Origin of the sequence: Gimesia fumaroli (assembly GCF_007754425.1) — a bacterium.
Classification (GTDB): Bacteria; Planctomycetota; Planctomycetia; order Planctomycetales; family Planctomycetaceae; genus Gimesia; species Gimesia fumaroli.
The window spans coordinates 7,550,621-7,569,216 of record NZ_CP037452.1 but is presented as its reverse complement, the minus strand read 5'-3'; the positions used below and the strand labels follow the sequence as shown (position 1 = coordinate 7,569,216).

The following is an 18,596-nucleotide window of genomic DNA, read 5'->3' as shown; positions in this document are numbered from 1 at the left end:
TCACTGTGCTCTGCCGGGCAGCATTTTTTGAGGGATAAGCCTCAGTCGGATGCTGGGCTGTTGCTGGCTGTTTTCTGTGGTCGTCGGGCCTGTTAGAATTCGCAAATTCTTTTCATGGGGAGAACGACTTATCAATTTCCGCAGATTTTGAATCAAGCTATGCCGAACTCGACTAAAACAGAACTTCAGGAAGAAGTCTGTCACCTTCGTCACCGAGTTAAGGAGTTGGAGCGTCAGCTACAGCTAAAAGTCGATCCCTCTGTAAAAAATCTGGCTGGGGAAGTACCTTCCGAGCGACGAAGATACCGTGATCCCAGTCTGTTCGACTCTATTCCCTGCGGTATTCTACAATGCGATGCCTCTGGTAAGATCCAATTCGGAAATGCCTCCTTCTTAAAGATGCATGGCTATCAATCGTCAGATCTTGCCGGCATGTCAATCTATGACCTGTTGGTTGAGGAACGAGAACGTGTCAGGCTGCAAGACGATCTGAGCTGTCTGATCAACTGCCCGATCGTTCCTCTCTCCCGGGAAACCAGACATCAAACGAAAGACGGCAAGACGATTGCCGTTCAAGTTGACTGGAATTGCCAACAAGGCGAGTCGGATACCGAGAACGCGTTGTTTGCTGTCATCACAAATCCCAGGGAGAGTGAGCCGAATCACTCTCAAGGAATCGATCAGGCTCTTCAGTACTTCAATCTGACCGGCGAAATGATGATCGCCATTGATGCAGACGAAACCGTTACACTGATTAATCAGCAAGGGACGAAACTGCTCGAACGGGATGAGTCAGATATTGTCGGAAAGAACTGGTTCGACCATTTTCTGCCGACTTCGAGTCGCGAAGAGGTGCGAACTCTGTTCAGACAGTTGATGCGGGGTGAAATGAAACCGGTGGAGTATTATCAAAACGAAGTGCTGACCGGCGAGGGAAAATTGAAATCGGTTGCATGGCACAATTCGATTTTGCGAGATCATGCTGGTTCAATCATTGGCACATTCAGTGTGGGAGTGGATATCAGCGAAGACAAAGAGACCCAGCAGGCACTGCGTGAAAATAGTCAGTTATTTCGGCAGATTTCGGAACATGTCAGAGGGCTGTTTTGGGTCTGTTCTCCCGATTTCAGCAAAACATTCTATCTTAGCCAGATGTATGAAGAGATCTGGGGCCGTTCCTGTCAGAGTGCATACGATGATCCCAGTACCTGGTTTGAGGGAATTCATCCCGATGACCGTAAAGCGGTCCTTGAGGATCTGGAGCGGAAATCCCGGGGCGATTTTACCAATCCGGACTTTCCCATATGCCGAATTGTGCACACTGATGGCACGATCCGTTGGATCCTGTCTCGTACTTTTCCCATTTATAATGACCACAATCAGGTGATCCGGATTGTGGGTATGGTTGAGGATATTACACAACGTAAGCTGGAAGAAGATGCTTTCCACAAAGAGAATGAAGAACTGGAGCGGCGTGTCGAAGAGCGTACTGCCGAGCTTGCCAGTAAGACGGCTCAGTTGAAAGCCATGTTTAATGCCATACCGGATGTTGTGCTGGTGATTAATACTCAGGGAAACATTGTTAAATTCAACAGCAGGCACAAAAAAAATATCTTTGACTCACACGATCTGGCTATCGACAGAAAAATCTGGGACGTCCTGCCGCACGAGGTGGGAAAGAAGTTTGAAGCGGCCATTCAAAAAGTCATTACGACAAAGAACATGGAAACGATTGATTATTCACTGGTCATTGAAGAGGACGCCATCTGGTATCGGGCGAGGGTGCTGCCTTATCAGTTGGATGAAGTTTTAGTCATCATTGAATATATCCATGATCAAAAACTGGCGGAGATCGAATTAAAGAATACACACGAAAAACTTTCCGAAGCGCAAAGGCTGGCACATATCGGCAGTTGGGATTGGGACATTAAACATGACGTGCTCTGGTGGTCAGACGAAGTCTTCCACATTTTTGGTTTATCGCAATCAAAGTTTACTCCGACTTATGAGTCTTTTCTCGAATGTGTTCTTTCCGACGATCGTAAACTGGTAAAAAATGTTGTCGAACAAGCAATCAAATATGATGTACCCTACAACATCGAACATCGAATTCTTCGCCCCGATGGAAAAATACGATATGTGCAAGAACAGGGAGCATTGAAAAAGAATGCCCGGGGAGAAATTCTGCACATGCATGGAACGATACAGGACATAACAGAACGGCATGAAACTGCGAGAAAGACCCAGGAATACAGGGATATTCTCGCACACGCTTCTCGACTGGCGGTGATGGGAGAATTAACGGCGGGTATTTCTCACGAGTTGAATCAACCACTCACGGCAATCGCAAATTATAGTTCCGTCATGAAAATTTACATCGAACAAGGGCGCGATGTCTTCGAACTGGTAAGCCGTATTGAAGAATTGTCTCTACGTTCCGGCAAGATTGTACGCAGACTGAAGTCTCTGGCTGAAAGACGCGCCCAGGAATTCGTTTTGTTTGATCTTCACGACAGCATACGGAACACATTACAGCTGATTAAATATGAAATACGCCAAAAACAGATCGAAGTGAATATTATCAGCGATTTGAAAATCGCCATGGTTTACGCAGATCGGATTCAGATCGAACAGGTGCTGACCAATCTGTTCCTCAATGCCGTTGAAGCCATGTTAGAGACCGTATTTCCCCGAATCCTGGCGATCACGATCTCCTCTGCAGAAGACCACACGATCTCGGTGGCTGTCAGTGATACCGGAAAAGGGGTCCCCGCTGATTTTACAGGGCAACTGTTTACTCCTTTTACTTCCACCAAAAAAGACGGGCTGGGTATCGGCCTCTCTCTGAGTCGTTCCCTGGTCGAATCCACTGGCGGAACGATTTGTTATCAACCTTCAGACTGTGGTGTCACATTTCAAGTTACTCTGCCAACCAGCAAGATCCATTGAGCCAGATCGCTCCTCGAGTTAGTGTTTTCGTATTGCATTCCGCTTGGTACTTATGAGATCATGACGTGAGATCAGCCGCCTTCTTTAGCATTTGTTGCTGTTTTGACGACAAGGATGTAGCTGATTCTTTATTTTGCAAAGGCCAATTCGAATTAAGAGATGCTACCCGGCTTTCATTATTGAAACAGTAACCCGAACACAAAAGCGGCTGCTGGCGCCGAGCCGCTCATAAACAGGAACAGATACATCAATATGCGTCGTATTCAATTTCAATGTCTACTTTTATTGATCGGCTTCTTTCTGCAGCTTTCACAGGCGAATGCAGAAAGCACCCTTATCAAATTTGGTAAAGAGACTGAGTGGAAATACCAAGATGACGGGAAGGCATTACCGCCTGATTGGGTGCAGCCAGATTATGTGGATGCAAAGTGGTCTAGAGGTTTGGCGCCACTCGGGTTTGGCGATCGCGGTTTGAATACGCTTGTCCGCTTTGGCGAGGATCCGCAGAACAAACAGATCACGACTTACTTTCGCCGCGCGTTTCAAGTTGAAGACCCTGACAAATTGAAGAAACTCGTGCTTTTGATTCGCAGTGATGATGGCATCGTTGTCTATTTGAACGGAAAAGAAATCGTTCGACACAATCTACCTCAAGGCCAGATCAAATGGGACACCAGAGCCATTCAAGCAATCGGTGGCGTTTTAGAACGGCTCTATCAGCGTTTTACTGTCGGCACGGACCATTTCGTCTCTGGAACGAATCTGCTCGCAGTGGAAGTCCATCAGGCCAACCCGAGGAGCACAGATCTTTTTCTGGATCTGGAATTGCGCGGCTATCAAGATGAAAAAGAGTTGCGACCGACTCTGACTCCAAAAGCGAAACCAGCTGCCGTGGCTTATCACAGCCAGCATTATGTCGATCCGAAATTAAAAATCGTGGACGGTTATGTTGATGGCGGACGGGGCATGCAACTGAATGACCAAGGGCAAGCCCGTTCCAGGCGTGAATTGCTGATCGTGGATCGCAGTCGCGATGAGTCGCTCAGAAAACATCTGGAATTTGCGAAGTCTGACGACATTAAATCGTTGGAGCCGGTCAAACGGGCATTTCGTCTGGCAAAGTATATTGACCAGAGCATGACGCTTGAGAAAGATAACCGTTCTACAATGGCGGCCGTCGTATTAATGACCAGGGAGTACGCCAATGAAGGAGTGCTGATCGGCGATGTGACCCGCCTCTGTGGTGCCGGGGTGTGTCGGCATCGTGCCCTGCTCTTCAAAATTCTGGCCGACGAAGCAGGTCTCGACGTGGCCCTGGTCCGCGGGAATTTCGGCGATGCACAGCACAGAGAGGGGCATGCCTGGAATGAATTACACCTGAAAGATGGCCGGCGATATCTGGTGGATGTGATGCACCGGCGATTCGAATTGCTCTCCCCCGAAAGGAGTGAAGTGAGCCGTCGTTATCTTACTATCGACAACAAGCCCTGGTATGGAAAACCGGAACCGAATGAGCCGAAACCGTAAAACCCAGCCCTTGGGACGAGGACCGGGATTTACGTTAATGGAATGAGAGGGGCTTGTTTACTGTTGATCAAGGATCTCTTTGATTTCGCCCATCATTTCTTTGGAGCGGGTGTTGACCGTGTGCATGGCCCGGTTGACTTTGGATTGGGCCAACTCTGGTTTGGCGTCGATTTTTAACAGTGCCCGAGTGAACTGGTCTGCGGGATCTTCATCGATATTACACAGCCATTCGGAGAGACCGATGTCGCGGAACATCCAGCGTTTCAGGCCGTGACGGGGGCTGGCCAGGTGCATGGTGGGAGTGCCGACTGCTAATGCGATAATGCAGGAGTGCGGCTCCATTGAGACAACCGCGATGGCCTGGGCGTAAACCGAGGCGGCTTCGTCGACGTTCCAGAACGGATCGCGATTCACGACATACGGCTTCACGTCTTCAGGCAGTTTATCGAGAATCATGGTTTGGGCGTGGATGATTTCTTTGTTGACTTCCGGGGCGAGCAGGACTTTCTTTTTCGTTTTACGGACCCAGTCAGTAATCACGGCCCGGAGCTTTTTTGTCCAGAGTTCATTCTGCGCGAGATCTTCCTTGCTGGGGTTGGCGGGGTTCATCGACGTACTTTTTTTCGCACCAATTTTGGGCGTATTGCTGCGGAGCGTGACAGTGATGAATTCTTTCGGTTTCAAGTCATGTGCTTTGAGCCAGGCATTGGCTTGTTCTTCATCACGCACGTCGATGCCAAAACAGCCGTCAGGACCGAACGCGAGGGACGGTGACGTCACGCCGATTTTTCTCAGGTAATAGAACGATTCGACATCGCGGGTATAAATGGCGGCGGCACGAGAGAGAAGCTGGCTCATTTTTTCTTCGTCTTCCGGAGCGAAGCCGTCGAAGGATTGGCCGTAAAGGACGAGCGGTTTATTCGTCACGGTGCAGGCTTCGATGATGTAGATCGGCGGTGGCCAGAACTGGTTAAAGTGCATACCCGAGTTGTATAGAAAGAGGTCGGCTTCGTCGAATGCTTTCTGGAATTCGGGGTTGTTGGCTTTGCCGCGTGCATTGAGTCTGCCTTGCACGATTTCGACTTTGGGAAATCGTGTTTTGAGCATCGCAGTGACTTCGTCTGTTGTTTTATGCAGCCAGAGAATCACTTTGACGTCGGGGAGGTAGGTCTCCAGATAACGCAGTGTGCCGGGGGTGTGGCCGATGTCACCAATGTTGACAGTTTGCCAGCCGGATCGCATCAGAATGGTTTTCTGTTTGGGTTCGGCTGCTTCGGAATGAGCGGGTGCCCATAGCGGCAGCGTGGCGAGCAGAGTAAGCAAGAGACGACGACTGAGAGAAGGCAGGTGCAACACAGGTGAGGTTCCTCTAGGTGGGACAGCTTTATAACAAACTTTGAATATCAACGATAATCCTTATCTTAACTGGCGTACGAGGTAGAAAACATTGGTTTTGAATTATTTAATGTTGTTTTTTTGAGCATCGGCAGGTTGTGATATCTGAACGATTGCAGAGTACGGTGGTGCAAAACTTGTGCAATTCAAAAGATCACTCTCTTCCGGACCACTGATCGATTTTCATCTCTATGAGTTCGATGCACCAGGGTAGAATACACTGTTGTTTTTGGAGCAAATTCGATTTCCTGCGTGACCTTCATGCGACAGGCAAAGATTTGTCCGTTGGCTTTGTATCAGTCACAATGATATACCAGATTTGTGAATAATGCAGATTGGCGTGAGCAATTCAAGTGGTAATCTGCCATTGAAAGCCCGGGAAGGATGAATGATGTTTCGAGATCTCTTATTGAACGTCATTCGAAGCGGAACGATAAATGATGATCAAAGTGAAGTACCCAAAGTGGGGTCAGAGCAAAATGGGGCTCAAACCAGTGGGTTTTATAGTGCGAACATCAACAGGGGGGAGAATTCGTGTATTGTCAAATTGAGCTTTGCTCGTGCGCGCGACGTTATCTCCGCATTCTCGTGAAGGGGGATTGAGCGTCAAGGGCAGGTTGTTCAGTGGAACAACGTTAAATTCAGGTGCTCAACTGATGCCGTATTTTTTCAATTTGCTGTAATAAGTACTGCGGGGCATTCCCAGCATGCGGGCGGCTTGTGCTTTGTTGCCATCACATTCAGCGAGCGCCAGTTTGAGTTGCTCGGGTTCGGAGAGCTGGGGATCGACATGATTCTCACTGCCGGGGAAGGTAATGACTTCGACGTCGGAGAGAGGAACCCGACGGACTGTTTCGGGAAGCACTGGTTTGGTTTCGATCACCCGCGTCGGAAGACGTTTTTTTGTTTCCAGTAAATCAGCGGGGAGATCTTTGAGCGTGATGACTTCTTCTTCAGCGAGAACTACGGCGCGTTCGATGACATTTTCAAGCTGTCGGATGTTTCCTGGCCAGGAGGCGCGTTCGAGGACTTCAATTGCATCGGGATCGATATGGGTGATCCGTTTGCCTAGTCGATGTGCGGTGCGTTTGAGAAAGTAGAATGCCAGTTCGAAGATGTCTTCCCGGCGTTCACGCAGTGGAGGCAGGGTGATACTGATGACGTTGAGACGATAGTACAAATCTTCGCGAAACAGACCTTCGGTGATTCGCTGTTCGAGATTCTGGTGCGTCGCTGTAATCAGGCGAACGTCAACGTGTAATGTCTTCGAACCACCGACACGTTCAAAGGCACGTTCCTGCAGAACGCGTAAGAGTTTTACCTGAGTATCAAGTGAGATGTCGCCGATTTCATCAAGGAATAACGTGCCCCCGTTCGCCATTTCAAAGCGGCCAACACGGTCTTCGTGGGCACCGGTAAAAGCACCTTTGACATGGCCGAACAGCTCGCTTTCAAGCAGGCTGGGAGAGAGTGCTGCACAATTCACGCGGACCAGTGGTTGATCCCGACGGGCACTGTTTTCATGGACGGCTTGTGCGAGGAGTTCTTTTCCGGTTCCACTTTCGCCACGAATTAACACGGTGGATTCCGCGTTTGCGACTTTACGGAGTGTCTCCATAACAGAGCGAATCGCAGGGCTGTTGCCTTTGATCAGGCCGCGTTGCAGATCGTTCGGATTCGAGGGTTCAGAGATTTCCTGTGAGTTGGTCAGTTCCGCCTGCAGGATTGAAACAAGTCTGCGCTGATCGTCGATTTTTTCAACCTTGATGCGCATTTCTTCGTTCAGGCGTCTGAGGTCTTGGTGAATCTTCGTGCTGTGTAATGCGATGCTGGTGATCTGTCCCATGGCGTTGAGAAACGTCAGGTCTTCTGCGGAATAGGTGCTGCCTGCGGAGCGCTGGCCGAGCGCGACGAAGCCGGCAAATTCGCCATCCAGTTCAAGGTTGTAGATAAAGTCAAATCCGAGCAGGCGGAGCAGTTGCTGAGCCGGCGATGCTTCTTTTAGCAGTCCGGTAGCTACACGTTGAAAGGCGAGCTCACCTTCGAGGACTTCAAGTAGTTCGGGACTACAGGGCACTGCTGAGGGCGAGTTTTCAATGTGGAAGCCGGTTAAGAGTTCGAACTGGTTTCGATCGGGGTTTAGTAGATAGATCGCGGCACTCTTGACCTGCAGAACTTCACGGCAGGATGTGAGCATACGATCGGCGATGGAGCGTTGGTCTCCCAGTCGACCGACGGCGCGGTTCATGCGTTTGAGCGCTTTGTCAAGTTGGTATTTCTGACGGAAGAAACGCCGGTCAATGAGTCTCTGGATTCGGTCACGAGACCAGAGCAGGAGAGAAATGGCAAACAGCATCACCAGGAAGACAGAAACAGCCTGATTGGTACTGGGGGTACGGTTGAGTTGTGTGCCGACGAGTGATCCGATGGAAATAACGGTGGCATAGACAATCGAAATACCGGCACTCACGACATAGAACAGCATCCCGCGGCTGATGATCTGTTCGATCAGCATCAATCGGTAGCGAATAATTCCTACCACGAATGCGACCATGAAAGATACGCTGGCCAGAAACATGGGGATGCCGGCACCGCCAAGCGCGAACTGCGTCCGATTGAATTCCGCCAGGTAGAGTGAATAGCCGACGGGGCCCGTTGAAATCAAACCAGCGAGGGCGATCCATTTCAGTTGGTTGCGTTCGTAGGCATTCTGGCTTTTGAAGTATCCATAAAAGAGAGCCGCTAAGGTCATGAGATAATAGAGGCCCGCAACACTGATATAGGTGTAAACAGTCCAGCGGAGAATACTCACCGTCTCGAAGACCAGTTGAGGGTATTCAATCTGTGCCAGATCTTTCTGCCCCGGATCAATCAGAGAGGTCCAGCGGAGGTAAGCCAGGCATGCAAGAATCACAAATGTTGTGAGTACGGGGATCGAATAAACGGTTCGCAGCAAACCGACGGGATATTGAGCCAGCCAGGGAATCACGCGCGGGTATGTGATAAAAAAGTGTAATGTGATCGCCGGAATCAGGACTGCAGCAACGACAAAGGGGATATTGAGCATTAAAGAGCCTGCAATAATCCACCAGTTATAACCACCAATAAAGGCGACTAGAGTGATGATGCCCATCACGAAGAAAATGCGTGTGGTGCGGTCAAAAGGACGCATCCAGTAGGCGAAAGCACCTATGGCCAGGATGACCAGTTCCAGGGAGAACCAGAGTAGTGAGATGGCGACATCGCCCGAGGGGATCGACTGGATTTTAATCCACGCTGATTTAGCAGTTTTCTGTTCGGTATTCCAATACTCGATTTTGATATATCGCCCGTCATCTTGAATTTCGACGAGATTCGGGACAGGTAATTCCGTTGGGTCGGAATTGGGTTGTAGCTGGCTGCCGGGAGGGAGTTTATCGTCCCGTAAAGTGCTTAGTACTTTTGAGAAGTCATGAAAGGTGCGGATGGGGTAATCCCCAATTTTGGTGAGGACGTCACCCACTTGCGGAGCTGGGAAAGAACCCGTTTTTTGGATATCAGGAGTTGCTTTTATTTCGATGCCGGCTGGAATGGCTTGCCCCGGTTGGGCTTCCACGCTATCAAGCATCGCGCGCAATCTGAGATCGGGACTGGTGGTAACGAATGCCAGGACAATTACGCTATAGATGATTGCCAGGATACCACAGGTGAATAAGATTGCCCGTTCCAGAATCCCTTGCTTTTTCATAAAATGCTTTCAAAAGCAGAATTGATGTTGCTGGAAATAAAAGATTCTTTATGTGTCGAAGCTCTAAACCAGCGCCGAAAAGCGGCGCCGACAGGGTGTCGATATCTGTAATAGAACATTTCGGCGCCGAAAATTCAAGGATCAGTGTCGAAATGATATCGAACAAAAGCTTTCCCACTTTAATAAATCTGTGCAAAATGACTGGAAAAGTCAGAAATAAATGGGATTTTGTGATAGTTGACTGAGATCTTAGAAAAAATGCATGTTCGACTTCAAAGTGGCACGCCTTATGCATTGTCAGTCTTTCAGAAAGTTGTTCGACAATCAATCAAACGGAGTTATCTGGCTTTCAGTAGCCATTGATGAAAGACTGCTTTCTGAACCCAGCCTGGCCCTTAAGAAGGAATCTGGTCTGGACGGACATTATCCAGAAGGTCCCCCTGATTTGCGAGTTCTGACCCAGCACGCTCATCAGTTTCTGTGAAGTGCAAAATATACGATTTTCCGTCCTCAAATCACCGCCTTCTTAAGGGCTTTCTTTATGCGCTGAAGGTGAGATGGTGCAGAATACCCGAAGGCGTCTTGGGATATCAAACCACGAAACGCCTTACTTGAGATGCCCATAAAATAGAGTCGTATCATATTCAAACAGGACCGTTCCCTCTGTTTGGAATTCTTCAAAGATTTCCTGTAATCGCGCTATAATCGATTCGTAGCCTGGTTGTCCCTCATTCGGACAATACGACGATGAGAGTAGTCTGCCTTTGAGTGCTTCAAAATCGAATGTTTGATGATTGGGTAGTGTGCGTGTGTTAATTGGGTAGGGGTCAAAAAATCGCGCAAAGTCGTCATGCGAAATTTGTGTGTGGTTGACTTCGTCATAATCGGTGGCGAAGTCGCGCAGCATTTTCTCATAAGCGACCAGGAACGGGCTCGTGTCCACTTTTCGTTCATTCCAAAGTAGAACAACCCAGCCTTGTAGCTTGAGAATCCGTTGAAATTCCAGTTTGGCCTGGTTTTGATCAAACCAGTGGAACGCCTGACCGGCGAGTACGAAATCAAAGAGATTTTCGGGGAGATGGGTTTCTTCAGCCGTCGCGTTGATGCTGTGAAACTGGGGATTGTCTTTGAAGAATTTCTCTGCTGCCTGTCTCATTTCCGCATTCGGCTCAACAGCATAAACGGTGTTCTGGTTTTCGAGAAACAGCCGGGTCGAGATCCCAGTCCCTGAGCCGACATCTGCGATCAGCGAATCGGATGATAAGCCACAGTCTGATTTGAGGAACTCCAGTACCTGTGTGGGGTAGTCCGGTCGGTATTTGACATAATTTTCAACACGGTCAGAAAAGCGGGACGTTGAGTTCTTCATGATTTGTCCTCATCAAAAAAAGCGAACCAGGCAGCATGCATTCCTGTTTTTAGCCAATCATACCTGTCAAGTTACAGATCAGAGACTGGTGGAGCGTACTTTTTTGATTTCCGGCGGTTCTTTTTCAAACGCCCAGTAGTTTCTGCCGGAGTAGTTTTTTGAGAGGAGCCATTTTCTATCCGCAGCAGAACTGTCTTGTTTCAGCAGCGCAAACAGGTCGCTCAGAACGGCACGGTTACTGCCATAATAGGAGTGGCTCATGAAACTGGTGTCGACGGCCGAGACATCAATCGTTTCGATGCCTTCCAGGATCAGTGGTTCGCGAGAGTCACCGGCTCTGCGCTCCTGGTTCACTGCCTTGGATGCGACCAGGGCAACGTCTCCCGATCCGGAATAGAGGGTCACGCGATTTGATTGTGCGATAATGGCAGGAGACAGTTCTTTAAACTCGGAGACGCCGACATCGGGGGCGGCCAAGATCACGTTCTGAAATGGTTTTGTTTGTCGAAAGTGTTCTGGTAATCGATTCATGGCGCGCATGACAACCCGGTTACCCATACTGTGAACCATGATGTTGATCTTCGTTCCCTTGGGGACGGAACTGACCAAGGTTTCTAAAAACTGGACCATCGGTTCGACGCTGGCGTTGGCGACCTGCCCATCGAGTAGATATTTTTCGACACCTCCCTGTGAAGGCCAACTGTAACAGACGACCGCACCATTGAATGGGAGGTCGTTAGCGATTTGTGCCGCACGCGTAACTGCGCTGGGGAAGTTCACGTTAAATCCATGGACGAACACGAGCACATCTTTTTGTGGCGAACGTTCCAACAGCGCATTAAGACTCTCAAGAAAAGGAGTTTCTGTTGTGGGAGTTAACGTACTTATCTCGACCTGCCCTTCTGGCGCGGGAGCTCCTTGCCAGAGCGTCTGGATGACTTTTGTCTTCAGATCACTACGGTTCTTTGAGGAAATACGAACCTGCCCTGTTCCATAAGCGAGTGCTGTGCCGAACTCATTTGTGTAACCCATTTCACCGCGGGCATTCGTTTCCTGCAGCCGATTTGTCGCGTACAGAATTTTCCATTTGGTAAATTCATCAGTCTGTTCTGCGGCGATCGGATCCTTCAACGAATCGGCATACGATTCGACCAATTGCTGAGTCAATTCTCCTGTGACTTTTCCGGTATAGATCAAATCCATTTTGGACTTCATCGTCTGGCAGGATAAACAGATACTGGCGCAGAGACAGAACCACGCACTAAGGCGTAATGGGAACGGTTTCATTTCGGAGGTCTCCGAAGGGATAGGAGGGGATGAGAGAGGCGGGAAGGATACTCTTTTTTTGAAACCGGGAGAACCCCAAAGACAGCATGGACAAAAGGGCACTTTGCAGACAGGCGAGATTCAACTGGCGGGGGGCTGATTTGCCAAAGCCAGAGCGAGATTGACGCCATTAAACAGAGCGTGTGTGATGACGTTTGCGGCGTAACTGCGGCGGTAATAAAAGAGTGTCCCCAGAATGAAGGCAAGTGGAAACAGCGGGATACAATCAGGAAAGCCGTGTACGATGCTGAAAATCAGCGAGCTGATCAGAATTGCGGCGTAAGGAGGCAGAAGATTTTCGAGCCAGCTTTGAAAGAGAACCCGATAAACCAGTTCTTCAAATAAGGGGGCAACGACCACGGCGGAAATTATAATCCAGCTGATGGTGGAGAACTCGGGGTGTTCTTTCAGCTGCTGAAAAAAGGGGTGCATTGTCTCTTCGGTTCGAAACGAGTGCGTCAGCAGAAGTAATGCCATAACCGGGAGCAACGCTAATAAAAAGCCGACGGAACCATCGCGGATCTGCTCTTTTTTTTGATTCAGACGAAATCCGAGATATTGCATACTGTTCGGGTTCAGCAGTGTCAGAATCAATATCAAAACGGTGCCAAAAGAGAATGTAATGACACAGGATCCGATAATGTCATTCAGGGTAATGGGTTTGGCAAGAGGTGGCTCTGGCTGTACCACTTTCGTTATCATGGTCGTCAATTGCAGAGTAATCCAGAGCAGCGCCAGAACGACTGGGGCGGACATTTCCAGTTGGCTGCGCTGGGGATTGAGCTGAAAGACCGAGGACATGTGTCTGGTTTGATACAGCCTGAACCAGTAGCGTATGCTCAGCAGCGTCAGCAGTAAAAGCAAGAGGTGCAGCGACGTAGGAATCAACCTGAGAAACTCCGATTTGGATCGATTTTATCTGAGAGAGGTATTAATTATAGACCATGTTCGTGATCAGATACCGGAATTACAAGCCGAATTCATGTTGGAATTACGGACTCTGTGGTACTTCGTGTCTCAGGAAGTTATGCTATGGGTTCAGAAATTGCGATTATTACCCTCAGCTAAGGTACGTAGAGACAGTCGTGGCAAATATTCTCGAAGAAATCATTGCTTATAAACAGACAGAAGTCGCAGCGGCGAAAGCGCAGCGGCCTGTAGAGGAACTGGCAGAACAATTGACGGCTGCACCTGCTGTACGTGATTTTGTAGATTCCTTGCGAACTCATGGCCCGGTGGGACTGATTGCCGAAGTGAAAAAGGCGTCTCCCTCAGCGGGCGTTATTCGTGAAGACTTTCATCCGGTCGAAATTGCTCGAATTTATGAAGCAGCGGGAGCCGCCTGTCTCAGTGTATTGACAGACGAACATTTTTTTCAGGGCCATCTGGATTATTTGAAAGCAGTCCGACAGACTGTTTCGATTCCGGTTTTGAGAAAAGATTTCATCATCGATCGTTATCAGATTCTTGAAGCACGCGTTACCGGGGCTGACTGTGTGCTGTTGATTGCCGAGTGTCTGGATGACCGTCAGCTCGAAGACTTATATGGCTATGCACTGGAATTAGGGATGTCGGCGCTGGTGGAGATTTATGAGCCCGAGAATCTGGAGAGGGCCTTGAAGTTATCGCCTCCGATGCTGGGCATTAATAATCGAAATCTGAAGACCTTTGTAACGTCTCTCGATCACTCAATTCAAATGAGTCCGAAAATCCCCGAGGATTGCCTGCTGATTAGTGAGAGTGGCATCCGGACTCGGCAGGATGTAGTGCGGCTGCAGGATGCGGGAGTGCGGGGAATCCTTGTCGGAGAGACGCTTATGCGTGTGCCCGATATTGGGGGTGAAGTCAGAGAGATACTGGGAACTCACGGCTAAACAAGCTTAATTTTGTCTGAATTTAATTTAATCAGCAGTACAAAGAAGGATCAACGATGTCAGATACGGAACAACAAGTGGAACACGTCATGGTAGTCCCGACGCTTCTTTTTCATGAAGTGGGTTATTTTCAAGGGTTTAACGCTGAGGTAGAGCCCTATTTGAAGACGTTGTTTGATCCAAATTATATCAGTTTTCGGCCTCGTGATACGGTGGAAGAAGACCCCAGTTTCAAACAGCTGATCCCTTATTGTATTTTTCGGCATGAGGGGAAGATCTTTTATTACACGCGTGGCTCCAAAGGTGGTGAGCAACGGTTGCATAGCAAGCGTTCGATCGGAATTGGCGGGCATATTTCGCTGGAAGATGATGCCAAAGCCGGTTCGACTTACCGGGAAGGAATGCAGCGCGAGATCGATGAAGAAGTTGCGATGGATACGAAGTATACAGAAGAGTGTGTCGGACTGATTAATGATGACGAAACAGAGGTCGGAAAGGTCCACTTAGGAATAGTTCACATTTTTGACCTGGAGTTGCCCAAAGTTCTACCCCGTGAAGAGTCGATTATAATGACAGGGTTTGACTCACCGGAAAAACTGTTACAAGAGTCAGATCAGTTTGAAACATGGTCTCAAATTTGTCTGAAGGGATTATTTGAGCTATCTTAACTCAACTCGGCAGAATCTGCCGATAGAGACGGTGAATTTGATTCAAAGGTGGAATGATTCACACCAGGGCTGCTCTCAATAAACTCGGAACAGCCGATCTGCTTCAAAAAGGAATGAGAGCAGAGAACACATTGACAGATGTTAATACAAGAGCATTGAAGTGACAAAGGAGTGTCTTCAAAATGAAAATCACGTTTCGCGGATGGATCGTCGTTGGCTGTTTTCTGGCTGTGTTGTCGGTGATGGCAATTTTAGGAGCCGGAGTACATGCCCAGCAGCCACAGGCAACAAAAACGGCTGTGACTACTAACCCCGAGTTGCCTGGCCAGCTCTCTGAGGAGCAGTTGGGGAATCTGTTAAAAGCAATGGGGTTAACTGCAACCAAAACAAAAAAGCGGTATGACTTTCAATTTAAAGCCAATCAAAACAAAGAAGAGTGGGAACTTTCCATGTCAGCCGTCCTCAGTGAGAACGGCGAATGGGTCTGGGTCATGGCTTGGCTTGATCCCCTGCCCCGCAGTGCCGCTGATGTGCCTCGGACTGCCATGCTGCGTTTGTTATCTGATAATGACCGCATGGGAAATGGTAAGTTTTTCGCTTATATTTCCAGCAACCGGCGGTTTGTTCTACAGCGTGTAATTCCCAACCAGAGAATCACAACGAAAAAATTCCATGGTATTCTGAGTGACCTGGGCAGTAGTGTGGTTCAGTATTATCCACACTGGTCGACTGACAACTGGAAGCGGTCTTCCGCTCCTCAACCACAGGGAACCGCCCAGAAAGCACCAGCGCGTGCCACGCAGACAGCCTCGGGGGTCTCTAATTTCAGCTCCAAAAAGCGGAATTAGTCTCAGTGAGCAATTGAATCCGAAGTCGATTCATTTTTGAAGATCAGAAGCAATCCTTGTTACCTGTGGGGTAGCAGGGATTGTTTTCGTATTTATGCGAGACCCAACCTCGACCGATTCTCATTTGCGCGCCTGCTTGATTGTATCGACTTTGACCTGCTAAACTCTCTCTTCAGAGATTTCCTATGTAAGTGAAAGAAGAGTCGATGCGCGAAATTCGCTTTGAGCAATTTGGAGAACCGGCAGATGTCCTCAAAATTTGTGAGGTCGAAGCGCCTGTTGCCAAAGCGGGAGAAGTTCTAGTCCGAATGCAGGCCAGCCCTGTGAACCCTTCCGATTTATTGAATATTCGGGGAGGCTATTCAACGAGGCCTGTACTTCCTGCGACTCCAGGCTTCGAAGGCGTTGGTATTGTTGAGTCCAGTGGCGGCGGCTTGCGGGGTACTCTGTTTAAAGGGAAGCGGGTCATCGTGCTCAACCGGCAGACAGGGAACTGGGCAGAAAAAGTGGCTGTCTCCAGCCAGTTTGTGATTCCGGTTTCTTCTAAACTCTCCATGGAAGAAGCGGCAACGTTTTTTGTGAATCCTGCAACTGCATATCTTCTGGTAAAGCAGCTATTGCGAATTCAAAAAAAACAGTGGCTGTTGCAGACAGCAGCCGCTTCGTCTGTTGGTAAAATGATTATCCGCCTGGGAAATCATTACGGTTTTCCCACGTTAAATGTTGTCAGGCGTCATGAGCAGGCTGATCAGCTCAAGCAGATCGGAGCCAAACACGTGATCGTATTTAACGCGGAACATGATAATGAACGGATCTTGATTGATCAGATCCGGAAGACGATTGGCAGTTCCCCGTTACAGTATGTCATTGATCCGGTTGGGGGCAAGACAGCTTCTTCCATTGTCAAAGTACTGGGAGAACGGGCGCGGTTAATTCTCTATGGGTCACTGGAGAACGCACCATTAGAGTTTTTGTCACGAGAACTGATTCGAAGTGGTGCCAGTATTGAAGGTTTCTGGCTGGCAAGAGAGATGGAAGCGATGTCATTGCCTGCAAAGATAAAACTGATTTCGACACTAACGCGTTTGATTCGTAGCGGAATTCTGTCAACAGAAGTCGGGGCGATGTTTCCTCTGGATCAGTTTGCCCAGGCAGTTACCGAGGCAGAGAGAAAAGGCAGATCAGGAAAGGTGTTGTTGTCTTTTCAACAGGATGCATAACCGAGTCTTTTGTCGCGTGAGTCTGCTTCCAGGATTCTGAACATGATTGGTAATCGAAAATTCTGATGTTCAAAGATCTCTATACCCTGATTCTCAGCTTTGAACTTGTTTGTTATTTGATTTCGATACTGGCACTCAGCTGGATTCGAGCTAAACAGAAACAGACAGAAGCACTATTACGTTTGAAATCGTCACTGCCGTTGATCGTCATACTTTTTTCTGGCGCTGTATTATTATCTGCGTCTGTCGGTTCAAGCGATCTGGAATCCATTCATCGTGCTTTGAAACGGAACCAGCCAGAACCGGGACTGATCTTGAATCAGTCCATGTCCGCGCTAGGGGTGGTGGTTATCGTGGCTGGTATTGTATTTCGAGTGGTCACGATTTCTGTTCAGATCCGACTTGGAGATTCTCTGAAGGCATTGCCTTACTGGTTGATGACCTTGTCAGCGATAACTTCTGTTCTCGCTGGAGCACTTTTTTTAGTTCTGTTTATCGACTCTATCGCCGTATTCAATGTATCGTATATCGAACAGGTTTTGTTTTTCCTGGCTTTGATTGTGCTTTCTGCGACAGCCGGACTCTTATTGGTAGAGTCCGAATTGAAAATGGTTCTGGTATTGTTCGTGTTGCAAATTGCGGGAGTATTTTTAGCACAGCTCTCAGCCGTCTGCTGGAAATGGCGACATGAGTCATCAGGCGCCGATTCAAGTTCGATTCTGGATGTGATGAAAGAGAGCGCGCCGGAGTTTCTGTTTGCTTATCTGGCACTCCTGGGATTAGCCTGTCTGCTGGACAGCGTGGGAGGGCAGCGATCAGGGCTCAGATATTCGGAACAGATACAGGGACTGATTTCTGATCAACGAATTCTGGGATGTGCAGCAATTCTCTTGCTGGTGGTTCTGATGGGAATTCCGGGCTTTTCGGTATTTCAATTGAAGTGGCAGACAATGCAGGCGCTTTTTGAAATTCATCAGGGGACATCAACAGAGACAATGGCTGTTGTGCATGCAGGATATGTCGGGTTATCTGTTATGCTGGCAATTTCGTCTGCAATCGTCACTTTCCTCTGCGGAAAAATGGTCATGCAGATTTGTTTTACTAAACCACTGGCGCGATACCGGAACATCACAGACAAGAACATGGCATTTGCCTGTTACTGCTGCGTGATCGGCTTATTGCTTTTCAATCTTGGACGAATTGTAAGTATGTGAAATGCAGAAGCGAGAAAATGACAAAGTTTATAAAACTTTATTCTCGTCGTTGTAGACCTTAAAGATAAAAACATGCCCGCAGTGGGGGCATTCAACCGAGCAGCCAAGACGCTTGGATTGGAATTCCAGTGAGGTCATCTGACGGGATTCATTGATCCCGTATTGAGGCGTGATTTTTTTTTCACAGGCGGGGCAAACCACTTCTGATTCTTGCTGGTTCATCTGAGCTTTTCCTAATTCATAAAATACGTCTTGAATAATCAGCCCGCAATTTAGTTTTTTTGGGGCTACGATGTCAAAATGAATTAAGTGCCTGAATTCAAATAAGCGTCTTTATCAGGCAAAGTCCTCCAATTACTATACGTAAGGGCATTTTAATTGCAGGCAGCCAGATGTGTTTTGAATGGTCATTTAAGAGTGGAAGCAATTTCTTAGGGTTACAGTGGGGCGGCAGTTCCATGCAGGCAACCCCGTCCATC

The 18,596-nt window shown here is 48.4% G+C and carries 13 protein-coding genes; 7 read left to right on the top strand and 6 right to left on the bottom strand.

From position 1 onward, the window contains the following. Window positions 1–159: 159 nt before the first annotated feature. Window positions 160–2,949 carry a PAS domain-containing sensor histidine kinase gene (locus tag Enr17x_RS28765; RefSeq protein WP_198000857.1) on the top strand — a complete coding sequence of 930 codons (2,790 nt, stop codon included), beginning with the start codon at window positions 160–162 and terminating at the stop codon, window positions 2,947–2,949. A gap of 252 nt (window positions 2,950–3,201) precedes the next feature. After that, window positions 3,202–4,476, top strand: a complete 1,275-nt coding sequence (locus Enr17x_RS28760; protein ID WP_145313753.1) for an EDR1-related protein — start codon at window positions 3,202–3,204, stop codon at window positions 4,474–4,476. Window positions 4,477–4,533: 57 nt separating this feature from the next. Here Enr17x_RS28760 and Enr17x_RS28755 read toward each other — a convergent pair whose 3' ends face one another. The 5 genes from Enr17x_RS28755 to Enr17x_RS28730 all read right to left on the bottom strand — a co-directional run bounded on the left by Enr17x_RS28755 (window position 4,534) and on the right by Enr17x_RS28730 (window position 13,094). Then, entirely contained in the window at window positions 4,534–5,832 is a 1,299-nt protein-coding gene (locus Enr17x_RS28755) for a polysaccharide pyruvyl transferase family protein (protein ID WP_145313752.1), read from the bottom strand. A 688-nt stretch (window positions 5,833–6,520) separates the two neighbouring features. After that, the gene (locus tag Enr17x_RS28750; protein ID WP_145313751.1) at window positions 6,521–9,598 is read right to left on the bottom strand and encodes a sigma 54-interacting transcriptional regulator; all 3,078 of its coding nucleotides are present in this window, start codon (window positions 9,596–9,598) and stop codon (window positions 6,521–6,523) included. 607 nt (window positions 9,599–10,205) lie between these two features. After that, window positions 10,206–10,967: a class I SAM-dependent methyltransferase gene (locus tag Enr17x_RS28740; protein WP_145313749.1), complete on the bottom strand. Its 762-nt coding sequence runs from the start codon at window positions 10,965–10,967 to the stop codon at window positions 10,206–10,208. Window positions 10,968–11,045: 78 nt separating this feature from the next. Continuing rightward, the gene (locus Enr17x_RS28735; protein WP_198000856.1) at window positions 11,046–12,170 is read right to left on the bottom strand and encodes an alpha/beta hydrolase; all 1,125 of its coding nucleotides are present in this window, start codon (window positions 12,168–12,170) and stop codon (window positions 11,046–11,048) included. A 204-nt stretch (window positions 12,171–12,374) separates the two neighbouring features. Next, window positions 12,375–13,094: a CPBP family intramembrane glutamic endopeptidase gene (locus Enr17x_RS28730; RefSeq protein WP_145313747.1), complete on the bottom strand. Its 720-nt coding sequence runs from the start codon at window positions 13,092–13,094 to the stop codon at window positions 12,375–12,377. Between the two features lie 284 nt (window positions 13,095–13,378). Between Enr17x_RS28730 and trpC the strand changes: the two genes are divergently transcribed. The 5 genes from trpC to Enr17x_RS28705 all read left to right on the top strand — a co-directional run bounded on the left by trpC (window position 13,379) and on the right by Enr17x_RS28705 (window position 18,117). After that, window positions 13,379–14,167 (top strand): indole-3-glycerol phosphate synthase TrpC, encoded by a 789-nt coding sequence (gene trpC / locus Enr17x_RS28725; RefSeq protein WP_198000855.1) that lies wholly within the window; start codon window positions 13,379–13,381, stop codon window positions 14,165–14,167. Between the two features lie 56 nt (window positions 14,168–14,223). Then, window positions 14,224–14,835 (top strand): phosphoesterase, encoded by a 612-nt coding sequence (locus tag Enr17x_RS28720; RefSeq protein ID WP_145313745.1) that lies wholly within the window; start codon window positions 14,224–14,226, stop codon window positions 14,833–14,835. 182 nt (window positions 14,836–15,017) lie between these two features. Continuing rightward, the gene (locus Enr17x_RS28715) at window positions 15,018–15,683 is read left to right on the top strand and encodes a hypothetical protein (protein ID WP_145313744.1); all 666 of its coding nucleotides are present in this window, start codon (window positions 15,018–15,020) and stop codon (window positions 15,681–15,683) included. 206 nt (window positions 15,684–15,889) lie between these two features. Beyond that, window positions 15,890–16,903 (top strand): zinc-dependent alcohol dehydrogenase family protein, encoded by a 1,014-nt coding sequence (locus Enr17x_RS28710; RefSeq protein WP_145313743.1) that lies wholly within the window; start codon window positions 15,890–15,892, stop codon window positions 16,901–16,903. A 65-nt stretch (window positions 16,904–16,968) separates the two neighbouring features. Next, a complete protein-coding gene (locus Enr17x_RS28705; protein WP_145313742.1) occupies window positions 16,969–18,117 on the top strand; it encodes a proton-conducting transporter transmembrane domain-containing protein in 1,149 nt (382 codons plus the stop codon). A gap of 27 nt (window positions 18,118–18,144) precedes the next feature. Here Enr17x_RS28705 and Enr17x_RS28700 read toward each other — a convergent pair whose 3' ends face one another. Next, entirely contained in the window at window positions 18,145–18,339 is a 195-nt protein-coding gene (locus Enr17x_RS28700) for a hypothetical protein (RefSeq protein ID WP_145313740.1), read from the bottom strand. Window positions 18,340–18,596: the final 257 nt, after the last annotated feature.